Below are 15990 nucleotides of genomic sequence, written 5' to 3' on the forward strand. Positions count from 1 at the left end.
CCTTTTTGCCCGTACCGGGATTGACGTGGAGATGGCCACGGAATGGTCCGGGGCGAGCAGAAGGGGTTGTCATGGTTGCAGTCGTCTCGGGCAATGGTCTGGGCTTGTTCACGACGTCGCTGGCGCAGCTGGGGTTGGCCGGCGGTGGCCCGTCGATCGGCGGCAGCCGGACGGACCAGTACGTCAACCTGGCGACCGGCAACCTGGTTCTGACCGGTTGGGACGAGAGCCTGTTCGGCCACGGCTTCGCAACCGGGTTGGTGCGCACCTACAACAGCCAGGGCAGCTTCGCCCAGACGGGCACGGATGGCTGGCAGACGGGCTACGAGCGCACCGTGCGCCTGGCATCCGGGACCAAGAACACCGTGGGCAGCACGGTGGAGCGGGCCACGGCGGATGGCAGCGTGGTGACCTACACGTGGGATGCGGCGCGGAGCGCCTACGTCTCGTCGCAGGGCGAGGGCGCCCACGACACGATCGTGCTGTCGGGGTCGGGATCGTCGGCGAAGTGGCTGTGGACGGAAGGCGGCACGCAGGTGCAGGAAACCTACACCGCAAGCAGTCTGGCGGTGGCCGGGAAGCTGGAGAAGATCGTCGACCTGGCGACGAAGGCGACCTATACGCTGAGCTACAGCGGCACGCTGTTGCAGAGCGTCACCGGCACGAACGGCGAGACGCTGACGTTCGGCTACGACGACCAGAACCGGCTGATCAGCCTGGGCACGTCCGAGCGCGATGTCGGTGGCGTGCTGGTGACCAAGGGCCAGGTGAGCTACGGCTACGACGCGGCCGGGCGGCTGAGCTGGGTGCAGACCGACCTGACGCCCGAGAGCGCGCTGGACAATACCTGGGATGCCGGCGCTCCGGCGAACAACGACGGCAAGTCGTATCGGGTCGCGTACACCTACGCCGACGCCAGTTCGTTGCGGATCACCGGCGTCGCCACCAGCGACGGCATCACGGTGGCCTATACCTACGATGCCTCCGGACGCATCGCCAGCGTCACCCAGGGCGGGGTGGCCGATGGGTCCGCCCAGTCGCTGACCTATGCGTACTCGGCGGGGGCCACGACCGTCACCGATGCCGCCGGCCGGAGCTGGACCTACCAGTACGATGCGGCGGGCCAGTTGACCGCGGTGCTGGAGCCGGCGGTCGGCGGCCAGCGTGCCGTGACCGACTACAGCTACGACGCCGCCGGCAACGTGGTGCGCATCCGCCAGGCCGCGTATGCGGGGGCGATGTCCACGCTGGACACGGTGTACCAATACGACGCCAACGGCAACGTGATCCTGCAGCGCGACCTGCTCGGCAACACGGTCGTGCGCACGTACAGCAGCGAGAATCGAGTCCTGACCGAAGCGCGCTACACGGTGCCGGATGCGGACGGGTTGGACCCGACTCACGCCGGCACCGTCAACGTGCCGGGCGACGCGTTGGTCACGCGGTACGTTTACGACACCACCAATCCGCGTCTGCTGCGCTTCGTGATCGATGCCGCCGGTCGGGTGACGGAAACCCAGTACAACGCCTCGGGCGTGGCGCAGGGCCTGGCGTCGATGACGCGCAGCTTCGTGGGCGCGATGTACGACACCAGCGGGCTGCCGGTGTCCGGCGTGCCGACGTTGACCGAGATGACGGACTGGGCGACGGCCGGGCGTGGGCAGACCGCCCGGACCGACTTCAGCTATGACGCACAGGGGCGGCTGTCCCAGCGCACGGACTACGCGACCGTCTCCTCCTCGAGCGGTGCAGGCGTCCTGGACGATGCCACCTCGATCACGCGCTACACGTACGACGCCCAGGGCTTGCTGCGCCAGCAGGTGGCGGTGCATGGCGTGGGACGCACGGTGGCGGGCGTGGCGCCGGGCGGCAGCGAGGTCGTGGATTACGTGTACGACGGACTGGGGCGGCTGCTGAGCACGATCCGCCGCAGCAGCGAGACCGCGGCCAACGACGACGCCAACACCGTCACGACCACCGTTGCCTACGTGGACTCGTCGCGTCGGGTGGTCACGACGCTCGACAGCGGCTTGGTGCGCACTGAGGTGCGCAATGCCGCGGGCCTGCTGCTGTCGCTGAGCGAGGCGGGGACGGTTGCGGGCGCGCAGGTGACGCGAACGGCGCAAAGCGTCTACGACGCGACCGGGCGTCTGCGTGCCGTGCAGGACGCAACCGGCGGACTTACCTACTTCTTCTACGATGCCGCCGGCCGCCTGAGCGCGGCGGTGGATGCGACCGGCGCGGTCACGAAGACGCTCTACGACGCCATCGGCCGCGTCAGCGGCAGCGTGTCCTATGCCAACCGGGTGGCGACGACGGGGTGGTATTCCGCAGGGGCGGTGGTCAAGGACGAACTGGTCTATGCGGCCGGGGCACCGGCGCTGTCGGGGACCCAGGCCTGGGTTCAGACCGACGCGGCGAACGATCGCACGGCGACGCGCGCGTACGATGCGGCGGGCCGCCTGGCGAGCGAGACCGATGCCGCCGGGCTGGTGACGAGCTACGCCTATGATGGCGCGGGCCGGTTGCTGTCGAGCACGGAAAGCGGAGACGGCGCCTCGCGGGTGAAGCGGTTCTTCTACGACGTCACCGACCGACTGGTGGCGACGCTGGATGCGGGCGGCTTCCTGGTCGAGATGATCTACGATGCGGCCGGCCGTCTGGCGCTGACGAAGCGCTACGCCACCCGCACCAACAATGCGTACTGGCAAAACGGCACCTTGGACCAGTTGCGTCCGCTCGCGGATGCGGCCAACGACCAGGTCGAACACCTGCTCTACGACGGGCGCGGCAACCAGGTCGGCCTGGTGGATGCCGAAGGGTATCTGACCGAGTTCCTCTACGACGAGAAGAACAACCAGCGCGTCGTCAAGGCCTACGCCAAGAAGCTGACGGGGCTGACGGGCAGCGAGACGCTGGCGACCCTGCGGACCAGCGCAATGAAGAGCCCGCCGGCCGAACCGTACCGGTTGACCCAGCGCAGCTTCAATGGGTTGGGCCAGGTGGTCGTCGAGCTCAATCCCGAAGGCACGGTGACCCGCTACAGCTACGACGAGGCGGGCCGGCTCGTGCGGACGGAGGCGGGGCAGGGCACGAGCGAAGTGCGGGAGAATTATCTCCGCTACGACGTGTTCGGCCAGGTGACCGGCGAGATGAGCGGCCAGCAGGCGGCCGACGCGGCGGCGATGCTCGGCAAGAGCCTGGATGATCCAAGCCTGAGCGAGGCGCAGCGCGAGAGCGCCTATGCCCAGTATGGCCTGCGGCATAGCTACGACCTGCTGGGCCGGCGTACCGAAACCGTCGACGCCAGCGGCGCCAAGACCTTCTATTTTTACGATGCGCAGGGGCGGCAGACCTTCGTCGTGCGCGGCGTCAAGGCCAATGGCATCGCCAACGCGCAGGGCGAGGTGACCGAAACCCGCTACACGGCCTTCGGCCAGGTCGGCGAGGTGCTGGTCTACACCGGGCGCATCGCCATCGCCCAGCCGGGCGTCCGGGCCAGCGTCCAGAGCGCGATCTCCACCCTGAGCTTCGTGGCGGCGACCGATGCCCGCCGCCAGTACGCGTACGACCGACGCGGCCTGCTGACGCGGCTGACCGACGCCGAGGGCGTGCAGACGGCGATGAGCTACAACGCCTTCGGCGAACTGGCGGAACAGACCACGGCCTACGGTACTGGCCAGGCCAGCACGACGCGGTACGCCTACAACCCGCGTGGCCAGATGAACTCCCGCACCGAGGCCGATGGCACCGCGCTGGCGCGCACCACGACCCAGACGTTCGACGCGTTCGGCCGCGTGGCGACCGTCACCGACGCGCTTGGCAGCGTCACCACGCTGACCTACGACAGGCGGGGGCGCCAGGTCGGCATGAGCCGAACCGTGTCCGGGCAGCTGGAAAGCACGAGTACGGTCTACGACGCCTTCGACCGCGTGGTGAGCCAGGCCGATGCGCGGGGTTACGTCACGACCTATGCCCATAGCGACAGTGCGCGCAGCCTGGTGGTGACCACGCCGGAGGGCGTGTCCGTCACCACCGTGCACAACCGGTTCGGGCAGACCGTGACCGTGAGCCAGGCATTGCCGGGCGGCGGCACGGCCACGGCCACCACGACCTACGACAGGAACGGTGCGGTCGTCTCGGTTCTCGATCCGCTGGGCAACAGCACGGGCAACGTCTACGACGTTCGCGGATTGCTGACGGAGGCGACGGACGCCAGCGGCCGCAAGGTGCAATACACCTACGATGCGATCGGTCGCCAGCTGACCCGGGTGGAGGATCCGGGGGCCGGCAAGCTCAATCTGACCACGACGTATACCTACGACGGACAGGGGCGGCGGCTGGACGTGACCGACGCCAGCGGCCGGCTCACCCGGATGAGCTACGACCGCGAGGGGCGCCTGACCCAGGTCGCCCGGGATCCGAACGGGTTGAACCTGCGCACGGTGACGTCCTACGACGCCGCCGGTCGAGTGCTGACGGTCACCGAAGGCTATGGCACCAGCGCGGCCACGACGGTGCAGTACGCCTACGACGCGCTGAACCGTCGCGTCGCCGAAACCGTCGATCCGGGCACCGGCAAGCTCAATCTCATCACCCGCTACGCGTACGACGCGAACGACAATCTGGTCACCCGCACGGACGCGCTGGGCAACCTGACGCGGTACGCCTACGACGAGGCGGGCCGGTTGCGCTTCGTGGTGGATGCCGCCGGCGCGCTCGTCGAGACGGTTTACGACAAGAACGGCAATGCGGTCCTGACCCGCGAATACGCCAAGGCGCTCAGCGCCGGCGCGCTGGCGGCCCTTGCCGCGGCGCCGACGACCGGTGCGCTGCAGGCGCTGGTGACGAGCGAGTCGCTCCTGAACAATGCGGCGGATCGCCTCGGCTACCAGGTGTTCGACCGCGACAACCGGGTGCGCTTCACGCTGGACGCAGCGGGCAGCCTGACCGAAACCCGCTACGACAGCGCCGGACGGGTGCAGCAGAGCTTGGCGTATGGGGCGGCGTTTACCACGTCGACGGTCCTGACCAAGCTGCGCGCCGGCACGGCGGCCGTGAGCGACTTCACCGGCTTTGCCAGCGCCAACGAGAGCGCCGCGCGGGCGAGCCAGTACGTCTACGACGCCGCGGGGCGCGTGGTCTATGCGCTGACCCGAAGCGATGCGGGCGCGGTGGTCAGCGAGCGCCGCTATGACGCCTCCGGCCTGAAGACCGCCGACGTCGCCTATGCGGTGACGATCCCCTACGTGGCCGGACAGATGGCCGCGCAGGTCGCCAGTGCGCTCGCGACGGCAGGCGGCAATGCCGCCGACCAGCAGCGCCTGACCCGCTATGCCTACGACGGGGCGGGGCGGCTGCGGTTCTCGGTGGACGATGCCGGCGCGGTGACCGAGCAGCGCTACGATGGTGCGGACCGGGTCGTCTCGACGCATGCCTATGCCACGCCGGTGACGATCGCCACGGTGACGGAGGCGGCGGTGGCCGCCCTGGTGGCCGGGCAGGCCAACGTCCAGCGCACCGGTTACGCCTACGACAATGCCGGTCGCCTGACCGGCACGACGGACGCGCTGAACAAGACCGAGTCCTACGGCTACGACGCGGCCGGCCGCCGCACCAGCGTCACCAACAAGCTGGGCGCGGTCTGGACCTACGAATACGATGCGGCCGGCAGGATGACGGCGGAGCGCTCGCCCGCCGTCGCCGTCGCCCGCTACGACGCGAGCGGCAACGTCGTGGTGAGCACGACGTCCATCGTGACCCGGCGCACCTACGACGCGCTGGGCCAGGTGCTGACGGTGACGGAGAACGCCGGGACGGCGGAAGAACGCACCGTCACTTACGAGTACGACGTGCGCGGCCGGCAGAGCCGGACGCTCTTCCCGGATGCCTGGCAGCTGGACGACAACGGCGTCCTGGCGGCCACCGGTGTCCAGCCCGACGTGCGCGTGGCCTACGATGCGCTTGATCGCGCGGTGGTCCAGAAGGACGTGCGCGGCAACTACAGCTACAAGGTGTACGACAGCCTGGGCCGGCTGGCCTACGACATCGACGAAGCCGGCTACGTGACCGCGTATGCCTACGACGCCTACGGCGAGCAGACCGGGCTGACGCGTTATGCCAACAAGCTCAATACCGCCAAGTTGACGGGCTGGACGGCGGGCCAGGCGATCACGCGGGCGCAGATGGCGGGATCGGGCGTGTTGACCGCCAGCGCCGACGACCGCACGCTGACCACCACCTACGACCGGCTGGGCCGCAAGAGCGCGATCACCCAGCCGTCCGTCGCCTATTACATGGCCGATGGCACGCTGGCGACGGGCACGCCGACGACGCGGTTCGAGTACGACGCCTACGGCAACCTGGTCAAGGAGCGGCAGCTGCTGGAAGGCACGCCCGACCAGGCCGATGCGATCTGGGCGGACACCTTCCACTACTACGACGAGCTGGGGCGGCGGATCCGCACCGTCGATGCCGAAGGCTACGTCACCGCCTGGCAATACGATGCGTTGGGCCGGGTGGAACTCCAGATCGAGTTCGCGCGGAAGATCGAGACGGCCGGGTTGACGACCGGCACCCTGCCGCCGCTGCCCGCGGTGGGCAATGCGGCCACCGGCTACGATCGCAGCACGCTCTGGAGCTACGACCTGCTCGGACGCAAGGTCAAGGAAAGCGCGTCGCACCTGTACCAGACCGCTGCGGGCGCCAACGAGCGGCGCATGGTCGATACGGCGTTCGGCTATGACGCCGAGGGGCGCCTGCTCACCACCACGGTCGATGGCGTGAAGGTCAGCGGCATCGCCTACGATGCGCTCGGCCGCACCCTCTCGACGACCGAAACCGAACACAAGGTGCTGCGCAGCGACTGGCAGAGCCTGCTCGCGGGCAACGCGAACCTGGATCTGTCCAGCGCGGCCCTGTACGTCGACGCCGCGCCCTATACCACGATGGACTACGACGCCTTCGGCAACGCGCTGCGGGTGGTGCGCTATGCCGGCGGCGACCCGGCCAGCGGTGCGCCGAACGCGGGCGATGCGGCGAACGCCGTGACCACCGTGCGCTACGACCGGCAGGGGCGCGCGGTCGCCACCCGGGATGCCGTCGGTACGTTCTGGTACAGCCGCTACGACGCCGCGGACAACGTCGTGGATGCCTGGTACACGCTGACCGGCGCCAGCGGCAACATGACGGTGCATACCGTCGCCAGCTACGACGCCATCGGCCGGCAGCTCACGTCCGTCACCACGCGCACGCCGGCGGGCGGCGGCGCAGCGCTCACCGATGCGCAGAGCGCGGTGGCCTACAACGCCTTCGGCGAAATCACCGCGCAGGGCGCGACCGCCGCCGCCCTGGCGTCGGCCGCGACCTCGGCGCGCTACGTCTACGACAAGGCGGGTCGGGTCGTTGCCTCGAACGCGGACACCGGCGCCAACCGCAGCTACTTCTACGATCTGGCCGGGCACCAGGTGCGCGAAGAGCGGCCGTGGACGAACGACGGGGCGGCGGCGACCGCGGTCTACCTGACGAAGAACGACAAGCTGGGCCGGGTGATCGGCCAGGTCCTGCCGTCCTGGAAGGTGGATGCCAGCGCGACCGCGCAGGTCAGCGTCAGTCTGGATCGCTGGGGCAACGTGCTCGTCCAGACCGATCCGCTCGGCAACGTCACCCAGTACGCCTACAACGACCGGGACCAGGTCATCCGGCAGACCGCGCCCAGCGTCAAGGTCATCGACGAAACCGGCGCCGAACGCTGGCAGGCGCCGGAAACGCGGTGGATGTACGACGCGCTGGGCCGGCTGATCGCGACGCAGGACGCCAATGGCCACGTGCGGCGCTACGAGTACGATGCGGCGGGCCAGCAGGTGCGGGTCACGGACGCGACCGGCGGGGTGTCCCGCAAGGGCTACGACGTGCTCGGCCGTGAAGTGGCGGCCCAGGATGCGGTGGGCTACCTGACCTACGTCGATTACGACAAGCTCGATCATGCGGTGGCGCAGGGCGACTTCCTGCCGAACGGGAGCGCGCGCGCCAAGACGGTCCTGCAGTCCTATCTGCTCGACCAGAACGGTGGGCGGCTGCAGACGACCGATGCCACCGGCAGCTGGATCAAGTACGACTACGACAGCCGCGGTCTGCTGGTGCGCAGCCAGACCAAGGCCGGGGTGGTGCGGGCCAGCGCCTACGACGCGCAGGGGCGCAAGATCCGTGAAACGATCGCGTCGGACAGCAACACCTGGGTCTACGACTACTTCGGCCGCCTTACCGACCACGTCGACATGGGCGGATCCAATTACGACTACGCCTACGACGCGCGCAGCGGGCTGCTGACGGCGGTCACCGGCTTCCAGCCCATGGGGGTGATGGCGATGCAGGGCGGGGAGGGAAGCGGGTACGTCATGCCGATGCGGCAGCAGCTGCCGCCGGAGGATTGGCCCGACTTGCCGCCGGACACCGACCTGACCCAGATGCCGGTGAACCGGCGTACCGAGTACTACGCCAACGGCCTGGTGATGCGCGTCACCGATGGCCCGATCACCTACTACTACGAGTACGACGCGTCCGGGAACCGGACCCTGGAAGCCACGCAGACGGTGGATGGCGCCGGCAACCAGGTGCACACCATCACCCGCACCACCTACGACAGCCACAACCGCATCATCCGGGTCACCAACCAGGACATGGCGGCCGGCGGGAAATACACGCTGGATCTGAGCTACGACTACGACGCGGTGGGCAACCGCCGCCGGGTTGTGGCCAACAGCGCCTATGGCACCAATGCCGCGCCGCTGGACCCCACCAACCAGGCGCCCGTGGTCGCCGCGCCGATCCCCGACCAGACGGCGCCAGCCAACGGAAGCAACTGGAGCTTTGTTGTCCCAGCCAACACCTTCACCGATCCCGAAGGCGGCGCGCTGACCTACAGCGCCACCGGGCTGCCGGACTGGCTGCACTTCGATGCGGCCACCCGCACCTTCAGCGGCGTGCCGCAGGAGGCGGGCAGCTGGAGTATCACGGTCATCGCCCAGGATGCAAAGGGCGCCAGTGTTACCAATACGTTCACCGTCACAGTGACGGCAGCGGCCAACCAGCCGCCGAAGGTAGTCGGCGCGATTCCGGACCAGAGCGTGACGGTGGGAACGGCGTGGAGCTACGCCTTCCCGGCCAACACCTTCAGCGATCCGGAAGGCGGCGCGCTGACCTATACGGCAAGCGGCCGACCCTCATGGATGGGCTTCGACGCGAATACGCGGATATTCAGCGGCACGCCACAGGAAGCGGGCAGCTGGAGCATCACGGTAACGGCGCAGGATCCGTCGGGGGCGACGGTGAGCGACACCTTCGTCGTCACCGCCGTTGTGCCAAATCAGCCGCCGAAGGTGGTCAGCGCGATTCCAGACCAGAGCGCGACGGTGGGAACGGCGTGGAGCTACGCCTTCCCCGCCAATACCTTCAGTGATCCAGAAGGCAGTGCGCTGACCTATACGACAAGCGGCCGACCCTCATGGATGGGCTTCGACGCGAATACGCGGATATTCAGCGGCACGCCACAGGAAGCGGGCAGCTGGAGTATCACGGTAACGGCGCAGGATCCGTCGGGGGCGACGGTGAGCGACACCTTCGTCGTCACCGCCGTTGTGCCAAACCAGCCGCCGGAGGTGGTCAATGCCATTCCGGATCAGACGGCGTACATCAACCAGGCTTGGAGCTACACGTTCCCGGTCAACACGTTCAGCGATCCGGAGGGCGACGCGCTGAGCTACAGTTATACGGCGACGTCGAACGACAGGCAGGGCGGAGGCGCCCTGTGGCTCGATTTCAATGCCGCCACGCGCACCTTCAGCGGCACGCCTTGGGGCGACGGCAGCTGGACCATCAAGGTGACGGCGAGGGACGCCGCGGGCGCCACGGTAACGGATACCTTCGTGCTGACGGTGCCGTCGCCGCCGAACCAGCCGCCTACGGTTGTAACACCAATTCCAGATCAGACTGCCGCGGTGGGTCAGGCCTGGAGCTACACCATTCCGCAAGGGGCATTCACCGACCCGGACGGTCGCCTGCTGGTTTACACGGCCACCGGCATGCCCGCTGGCGTGACGTTCGACATGAACAGCCGGACGTTCAGTGGGACGCCAAGCGTGGCGGGCGCTTTCACGGTGCAGGTCACGGCCTATGATCTGGATGAGGCATCGGTGACGGATAGCTTCGTGTTGACCGTTACCGGTGTATCAAACCGCGCGCCGGTGGTGGCTGTTCCGCTCCCGGACAAGACGATCCCGGTCAACCAGGCGTGGAGCTACACCATCCCGGCGAATACGTTCAGTGATCCGGACGGGAATTCGTTGACGTATACGGCCATTGGGCTGCCATTTGGCATTTCGTTCGATGCGGCGACGCGCACGTTCAGCGGGACGCCCCCCATGGCGAATATCCGGACGGTGACGGTGAGGGCGAGCGACCCGATGGGCGCGACGGTGAGCAATGCGTTCGTGCTGACGGTGGCGCCGCCAACCAACCAACCGCCGAAGGTGAGCAATGCCATTCCGGATCAGACAGCCACGGTGGGGATGGCGTGGAGCTACAGCTTCCCGGCGAACACGTTCAGCGATCCTAACGGAGATGTACTGACCTACACCGCCAGCGGGATGCCCTCAGGCGTGTCGTTCGACGCCGGCACGCGCACGTTTAGTGGCGCGCCGGCGGCCACCGGCAGTTGGAACGTGACGGTGACGGCGCGGGATCCTTCGGGTGCAACGGTGAGCGACACGTTTGTGTTGACGGTGATTGCCACAGTCAACCATGCGCCCTACGTGAATCGTCCGCTGGTGGATCAGGTGTCCGGGGTCGGGCTGTCATATACCTTCGCCGCCGACACTTTCGTGGATCCGGACGGCGACACGCTGACATACACGTGCGTGCCACCGGCGTCGGGAATTCTGTTCAATGCGGCGACGCGCACGTTCAGCGGCTCCGCCGCGGGCGGCATCATGGGGCGTGACTACGTCATCACGGTGACGGCCAGCGATGGACATGGCCAGAGCATCAGTGCCAGCTTCATGTATCACGCGATGGGCAGCAAAGAGAATCCAAATCCGGGTCCATTGCCGCCAGGCTTTCCGGGCGGCGGCGGAGTGTTCGGCCTACAAGCGTCGCCATCTTCGAACGACCTGTACTCCGCGCTGTCCGCCAGCAGCTTGCAGGTGGAGCTCGACCAGCAGGCGTTGCCGCCGCCTGGCGAAGACGATCCTCCGGGTGGCGGTGGCGGTGGCGGTGGCAATCCGCCGGCGCCGAAGGTGCCGAACGTGCAGACGCTGTGGTTCAGCTATGACGCGGAGAACCGGGTGCAGGTGGTGAACGGCGCCTTGGTGAACGGTCAGATCGTGGTGGCGGGGAAGCAGGCGAACTCGGACGTGGAGTCGTACGCGCTGCACTACGACGCGGCGGGCCATGCGGTGAGCCGGACGACGGTGACGTCGTGGGGCGCCACGCAGGTGGCGCAGTCGACGTACACGCTGCGCGGCCAGTTGGAGCTGGAGTACGCGGCGGTGAACGTGGGCCAGACCACCGGGGTGGTGGCGAAGCACACCTACGACGCGGCGGGGCGCGAGATCGAGCTGACGGAGTATTTCGCGCCGGGGAAGACCGAGAGTTACAAATACAAGGCGTACGACCCCGAAACGGGTGAGATGTACTACGACACGATGTACGTCGACGTGAGCGGCTGGCGTTCGCACCAGACCAAGACGACCTACGACGCCGATGGTCGCGTGCTGCAGGTGAGCGAACTGGGCCGCTCAAGCATCAGCAACTGGTACAGGGACGCGCCCGATCCGGCGCTGACGGCGCTGTCGACCGTGTTCTACAGCACGGCCCTGGGCGGCAGCGGCTACAACAGCGCCGGGATGCTGGTGACATACCGCTACCAGAACCTGACCAGCGGGTACATGCACACGTACACGACGACGTACCTGAAGCGGGACACGTACCTGGAGCAGTCGGTCAAGGGCGTCAGCGACCAACAGAACTACCAGACCACCACGACCACCAGCACCTACGACCAGATGGGCCGTCGGGTGAAGATCGTGCAGACCACGCCGATCAAGAACCAGTCGCCGTTGACGCAGACGCGGAGCTTCAGTTTTGATGCGTCGGGCGGGATCTTGACGCGGCGCGATGGCGGGGTGACGCAGCACTACGTGTACGTGAACGGCCAGCAGGTGGCGACGCTGGGCGAAGACGGGAAGATCGACGCGGCGAGCCAGCTGACGGCGTTCGACAGCAGCCAGATGGGCACGGAGCCTGCGATGGTGCTGGAGGGCGACACGCTGCAGAGCATTGCGCAGCGTGTGTACGGCAACGGCAGCCTGTGGTACGTGCTGGCGGCGGCGAACGCGGTGACGGATGCGGAGCTGGTGGCGGGCTCGACGCTGAAGGTGCCGTCGGTGAAGACGACGGCGAACGACGCGACGACGTTCAAGCCGTTCGACCCGAACCAGATCCAGGGTTCGACCACGCCGAGCCTGCCTTACATCACGCCGCCGCCGAAACACCACTGCAATGCGTTGGCAACGGTGTTGATGGTGGTGGTGGCGATAGTGGTGACGGTCTATACGGCGGGAGCGGCATCTTTCGCGATGTCGGGCCTTACGACGGCGGCGACGACAGGGCAGATGGTAGCGGCCGCTGCTATCGGAGCGGCAGCGGGAAGCGTGGCAAGCCAAGCCGTGGGCAGTTTGATGGGGGTAACGAGTTTCAGTTGGCGAGGGGTTGCCGCCAGCGCCATCACGGGTGCGATCACCGCAGGGGTGGGCTCGCTGGGGAGTATCGGCGATGCAATCAAAGTCGGCGGCGCCGCCGGATGGGGTAAGGCGGCCGGACTCGCTTTGGCGAACGCAGGAGCCAATTACGCGGGGCAGAAATTGGCCGGCATGGACGTGAGTTTCAGCTGGGCCAGCATCGCGGCCAGCGCCGTCAGCAGCGTGGCAAGCGCCAAGATTGCGCCGCTGGCGGTGGAGAAGCTCGGCTTGCAGTCTCCCTTCGCAAAGGACTTTGCGTATGGCATGAGTGGCGGATTGGTCAGCGGGGCAGTGCGTTCGTCGTTCGGTCAGACATTGAATGGATCCGACTATCTGACCATCACGGCGGATGCGTTCGGCAATGCGTTGGCGAATGCGTCTTCGCGCGTGCAAGCAAATGCCGGCGAGTCCTCGGATGACATGAGGCAACGCTGGGCGATAGAAGACGAGCAAATGCGGCAACAGATGATTGCCGACGAGGAGTGGGGGAGAGGCAGCCAAGCGCTACCAGGTACCAATACTCGTGGCACGGAGCTTGGTGTGGGGAGCGCCTTGGAGCCGGGCCATGACGCAGGCGTAGCCAGGTTCCCCGTTCGACAAGCGGATGGCGGACTGTTGTGGGACAACGGTGTCGTCACGTATCCGTTGCCGCCTGATCCCGTCATCGTCGCGGAATACCTGCCCGAAACGGGGACGCCAAGCGGAAAGGATTGGGTTTCGGATGGCTGGCATGGATACCGAGTTGGCGCCAAGAGTGCAGCCGCTAGCGCGTATTTCAGTCGCGAGTCGATGAATCAGTATTGGACGGCGGCACAGGAGAACGCCGTCACTGAGGGGAGTTTCCTGAAATACGCAGGCGCTGGCCTGATGCGAACCCTTGGTGGGATCGGGTACAGTGCGGCTGATACAGCGGTGGCGGTTGTCAACGATCCCGGTTCGGCGCTAAAGGGAGGAGGCAAAGCAATCGTCAATTTTGGCCCGGAAGCGTTCAATGGGCTAACGAATCTGACGAAAACGGCGTTCGATGGCCTGACGTTGATGGCCGAGGCTACGGTGGCTCCAGCGGGGGCCTTCGATGACTTCCGAGCCACGACGCCATACAACATCGACTTGCTGTTGCCGTATCAGAACCAAGCGGAGGTGGGCGGTTCTCTGCTGGCGAATTTTGCGGCAGGTGTTGGGCTTGCGAAATACGGGAGCTATCACCTCAAGTTTGAACTTCCTTCGCCGGGAACTCTGTACTCGAATCCAATTCCGGTAAGGCTTGTTTCCCCGCGATATTTGCCTGGCATGGTTACGGTTAGTGGTGACTTGAAGCGGGTTTCGGGAGTTTGGCTGGATGCCGCCACACCAACTCCAATTCCAAGTCAAGTTGGGGATGCACTGGTTGGAATGAAATTCAATACTTTTGATGATCTGAGGTCGGCTATCTGGGAGCAAATTGGTGGAAATCCTGAGTTGAATAGTGGCTTCACGCCTCGCAACGTGCAGCTAATGAGAGATGGGTATGCGCCACGTACGCCTCCTCAATATCTGAATGATAATGGTGCGTTTGGTAAGGGCTTCAATCTTCATCACGTTGATCCGATTAAAAATGGCGGAGCTGTATATGATTTGAGTAACCTTCAAATTGTTTCGCCAAAAGCTCATTATAATATTCACTATTGATGTGGTGCGGTATGATTGCATTGATTTAACGGGAGGCGTGAGTGGGCGGGAGATTGCTGAGTAAGATCGATTTGTTGAAAATCATGGATCGCATCTCAAATCCGAAGCGGTACGTGTTGACTGAAGATGAGCTGGATAAAGAAATAGAAAATTTTTGCGCGGGATGTCCTGATCCAATTCGGGCTTACTCGCTTATTGCGGAAAATTATGATCCGATGACGGACGAGGAAATTGTAGATCGAGCGTTAAGCATGGATTGCCTGCCAATATCGTCTGTTCCTACATCAATCGTCTCCGCTGGTCATTCCGCTAGATAATGATGTTAGGGGGTATTCTGGAGAACGGAATCGGGTTCACTTAACTCCCAGATCGTACGCGCTGCACTACGATGCGGCGGGCCATGCGGTGAGCCGGACGACGGTGACGTCGGCGGGGACGACGCAGGTGGCGCAGTCGACGTACACGCTGCGGGGCCAGCTGGAGCTGGAGTACGCGGCGGTCAACGTGGGCGACACCTCGGGCGTGGTGGCGCGGCACCAATACAACGCGGCGGGACAGGAAGTCTCGCTGGCGGAGTATTTCGCGCCTGGGACGATCAGGAGCTACCTGGTCGGCAATCCGAAGATGGGCGAGCAGGATCTCGTCGAGGTGGACATCAGTGGCTGGATGTCGCACCAGACGCTGACGACCTATCAGGATGGCCGTGTCCTTCAGGTGAGCGAACTCGGCCGGACGGGGCAGGCCTGGTTCAAGGGCACGCCCGATCCGGCGCTGACGGCGCTGTCGACCGTGTTCTACAGCACGGCGTCGGGCGGCAGCGGCTACAACACGGCGGGGATGCTGGTGACGTACCGCTACCAGAACCTGACCAGCGGGTACACGCACACGTACACGACGACGTACCTGAAGCGGGACACGTACCTGGAGCAGTCGGTCACGGGCGTCAGCACGGACAGCAACTACAAGACCACGACGACGACCAGCACGTACGACCAGATGGGCCGCCGGGTGAAGATCGTGCAGACCACGCCGATCAAGAACCAGTCGCCGCTGACGCAGACGCGGAGCTTCAGTTTTGATGCGTCTGGGGGATTTTGACGCGGCGCGATGGCGGGGTGGCGCAGCACTACGTGTACGCCAACGGGCAGCAGGTGGCGACGCTGGGGGCGGACGGGAAGATCGACGCGGCGAGCCAGCTGACGGCGTTCGACAGCAGCCAGATGGGCACGGAGCCTGCAATGGTGCTGGAGGGCGACACGCTGCAGAGCATCGCGCAGCGGGTCTACGGCAACGGCAGCTTGTGGTACGTGCTGGCGGCGGCGAACGCGGTGACGGACGCGGAGCTGGTGGCGGGCTCGACGCTGAAGGTGCCGTCGGTGAAGACGACGGCGAACGACGCGACGACGTTCAAGCCGTTCGATCCGAACGTAGACGATCACGCGATGCTGGTGCATAGCGGGATCACGACTCGTGGCGACAGCGGTGTTGGCAACCATCCTAGTTCCCGCTGTCAATGGGGTACCTTGAT

At 65.9% G+C, this 15990-nt stretch carries 3 protein-coding genes; 2 read left to right on the plus strand and 1 reads right to left on the minus strand.

The features are described from left to right. Window positions 1–71: 71 nt before the first annotated feature. Together H9L17_RS13705 and H9L17_RS13710 are read left to right on the plus strand one after the other, a co-directional pair. Window positions 72–14462: a putative Ig domain-containing protein gene (locus tag H9L17_RS13705; RefSeq protein ID WP_187569975.1), complete on the plus strand. Its 14391-nt coding sequence runs from the start codon at window positions 72–74 to the stop codon at window positions 14460–14462. 405 nt (window positions 14463–14867) lie between these two features. After that, window positions 14868–15560 (plus strand): hypothetical protein, encoded by a 693-nt coding sequence (locus H9L17_RS13710; protein ID WP_187569976.1) that lies wholly within the window; start codon window positions 14868–14870, stop codon window positions 15558–15560. Between the two features lie 184 nt (window positions 15561–15744). Here the strand turns inward: H9L17_RS13710 and H9L17_RS16325 are convergent, their stop codons facing one another. After that, complete coding sequence (locus tag H9L17_RS16325) at window positions 15745–15873, minus strand: hypothetical protein (protein ID WP_425507356.1); 129 nt, start codon at window positions 15871–15873, stop codon at window positions 15745–15747. Between the last annotated feature and the right edge of the window lie 117 nt (window positions 15874–15990).

Origin of the sequence: Thermomonas brevis (genome assembly GCF_014395425.1) — a bacterium.
GTDB classification, from domain to species: Bacteria; Pseudomonadota; Gammaproteobacteria; order Xanthomonadales; family Xanthomonadaceae; genus Thermomonas; species Thermomonas brevis.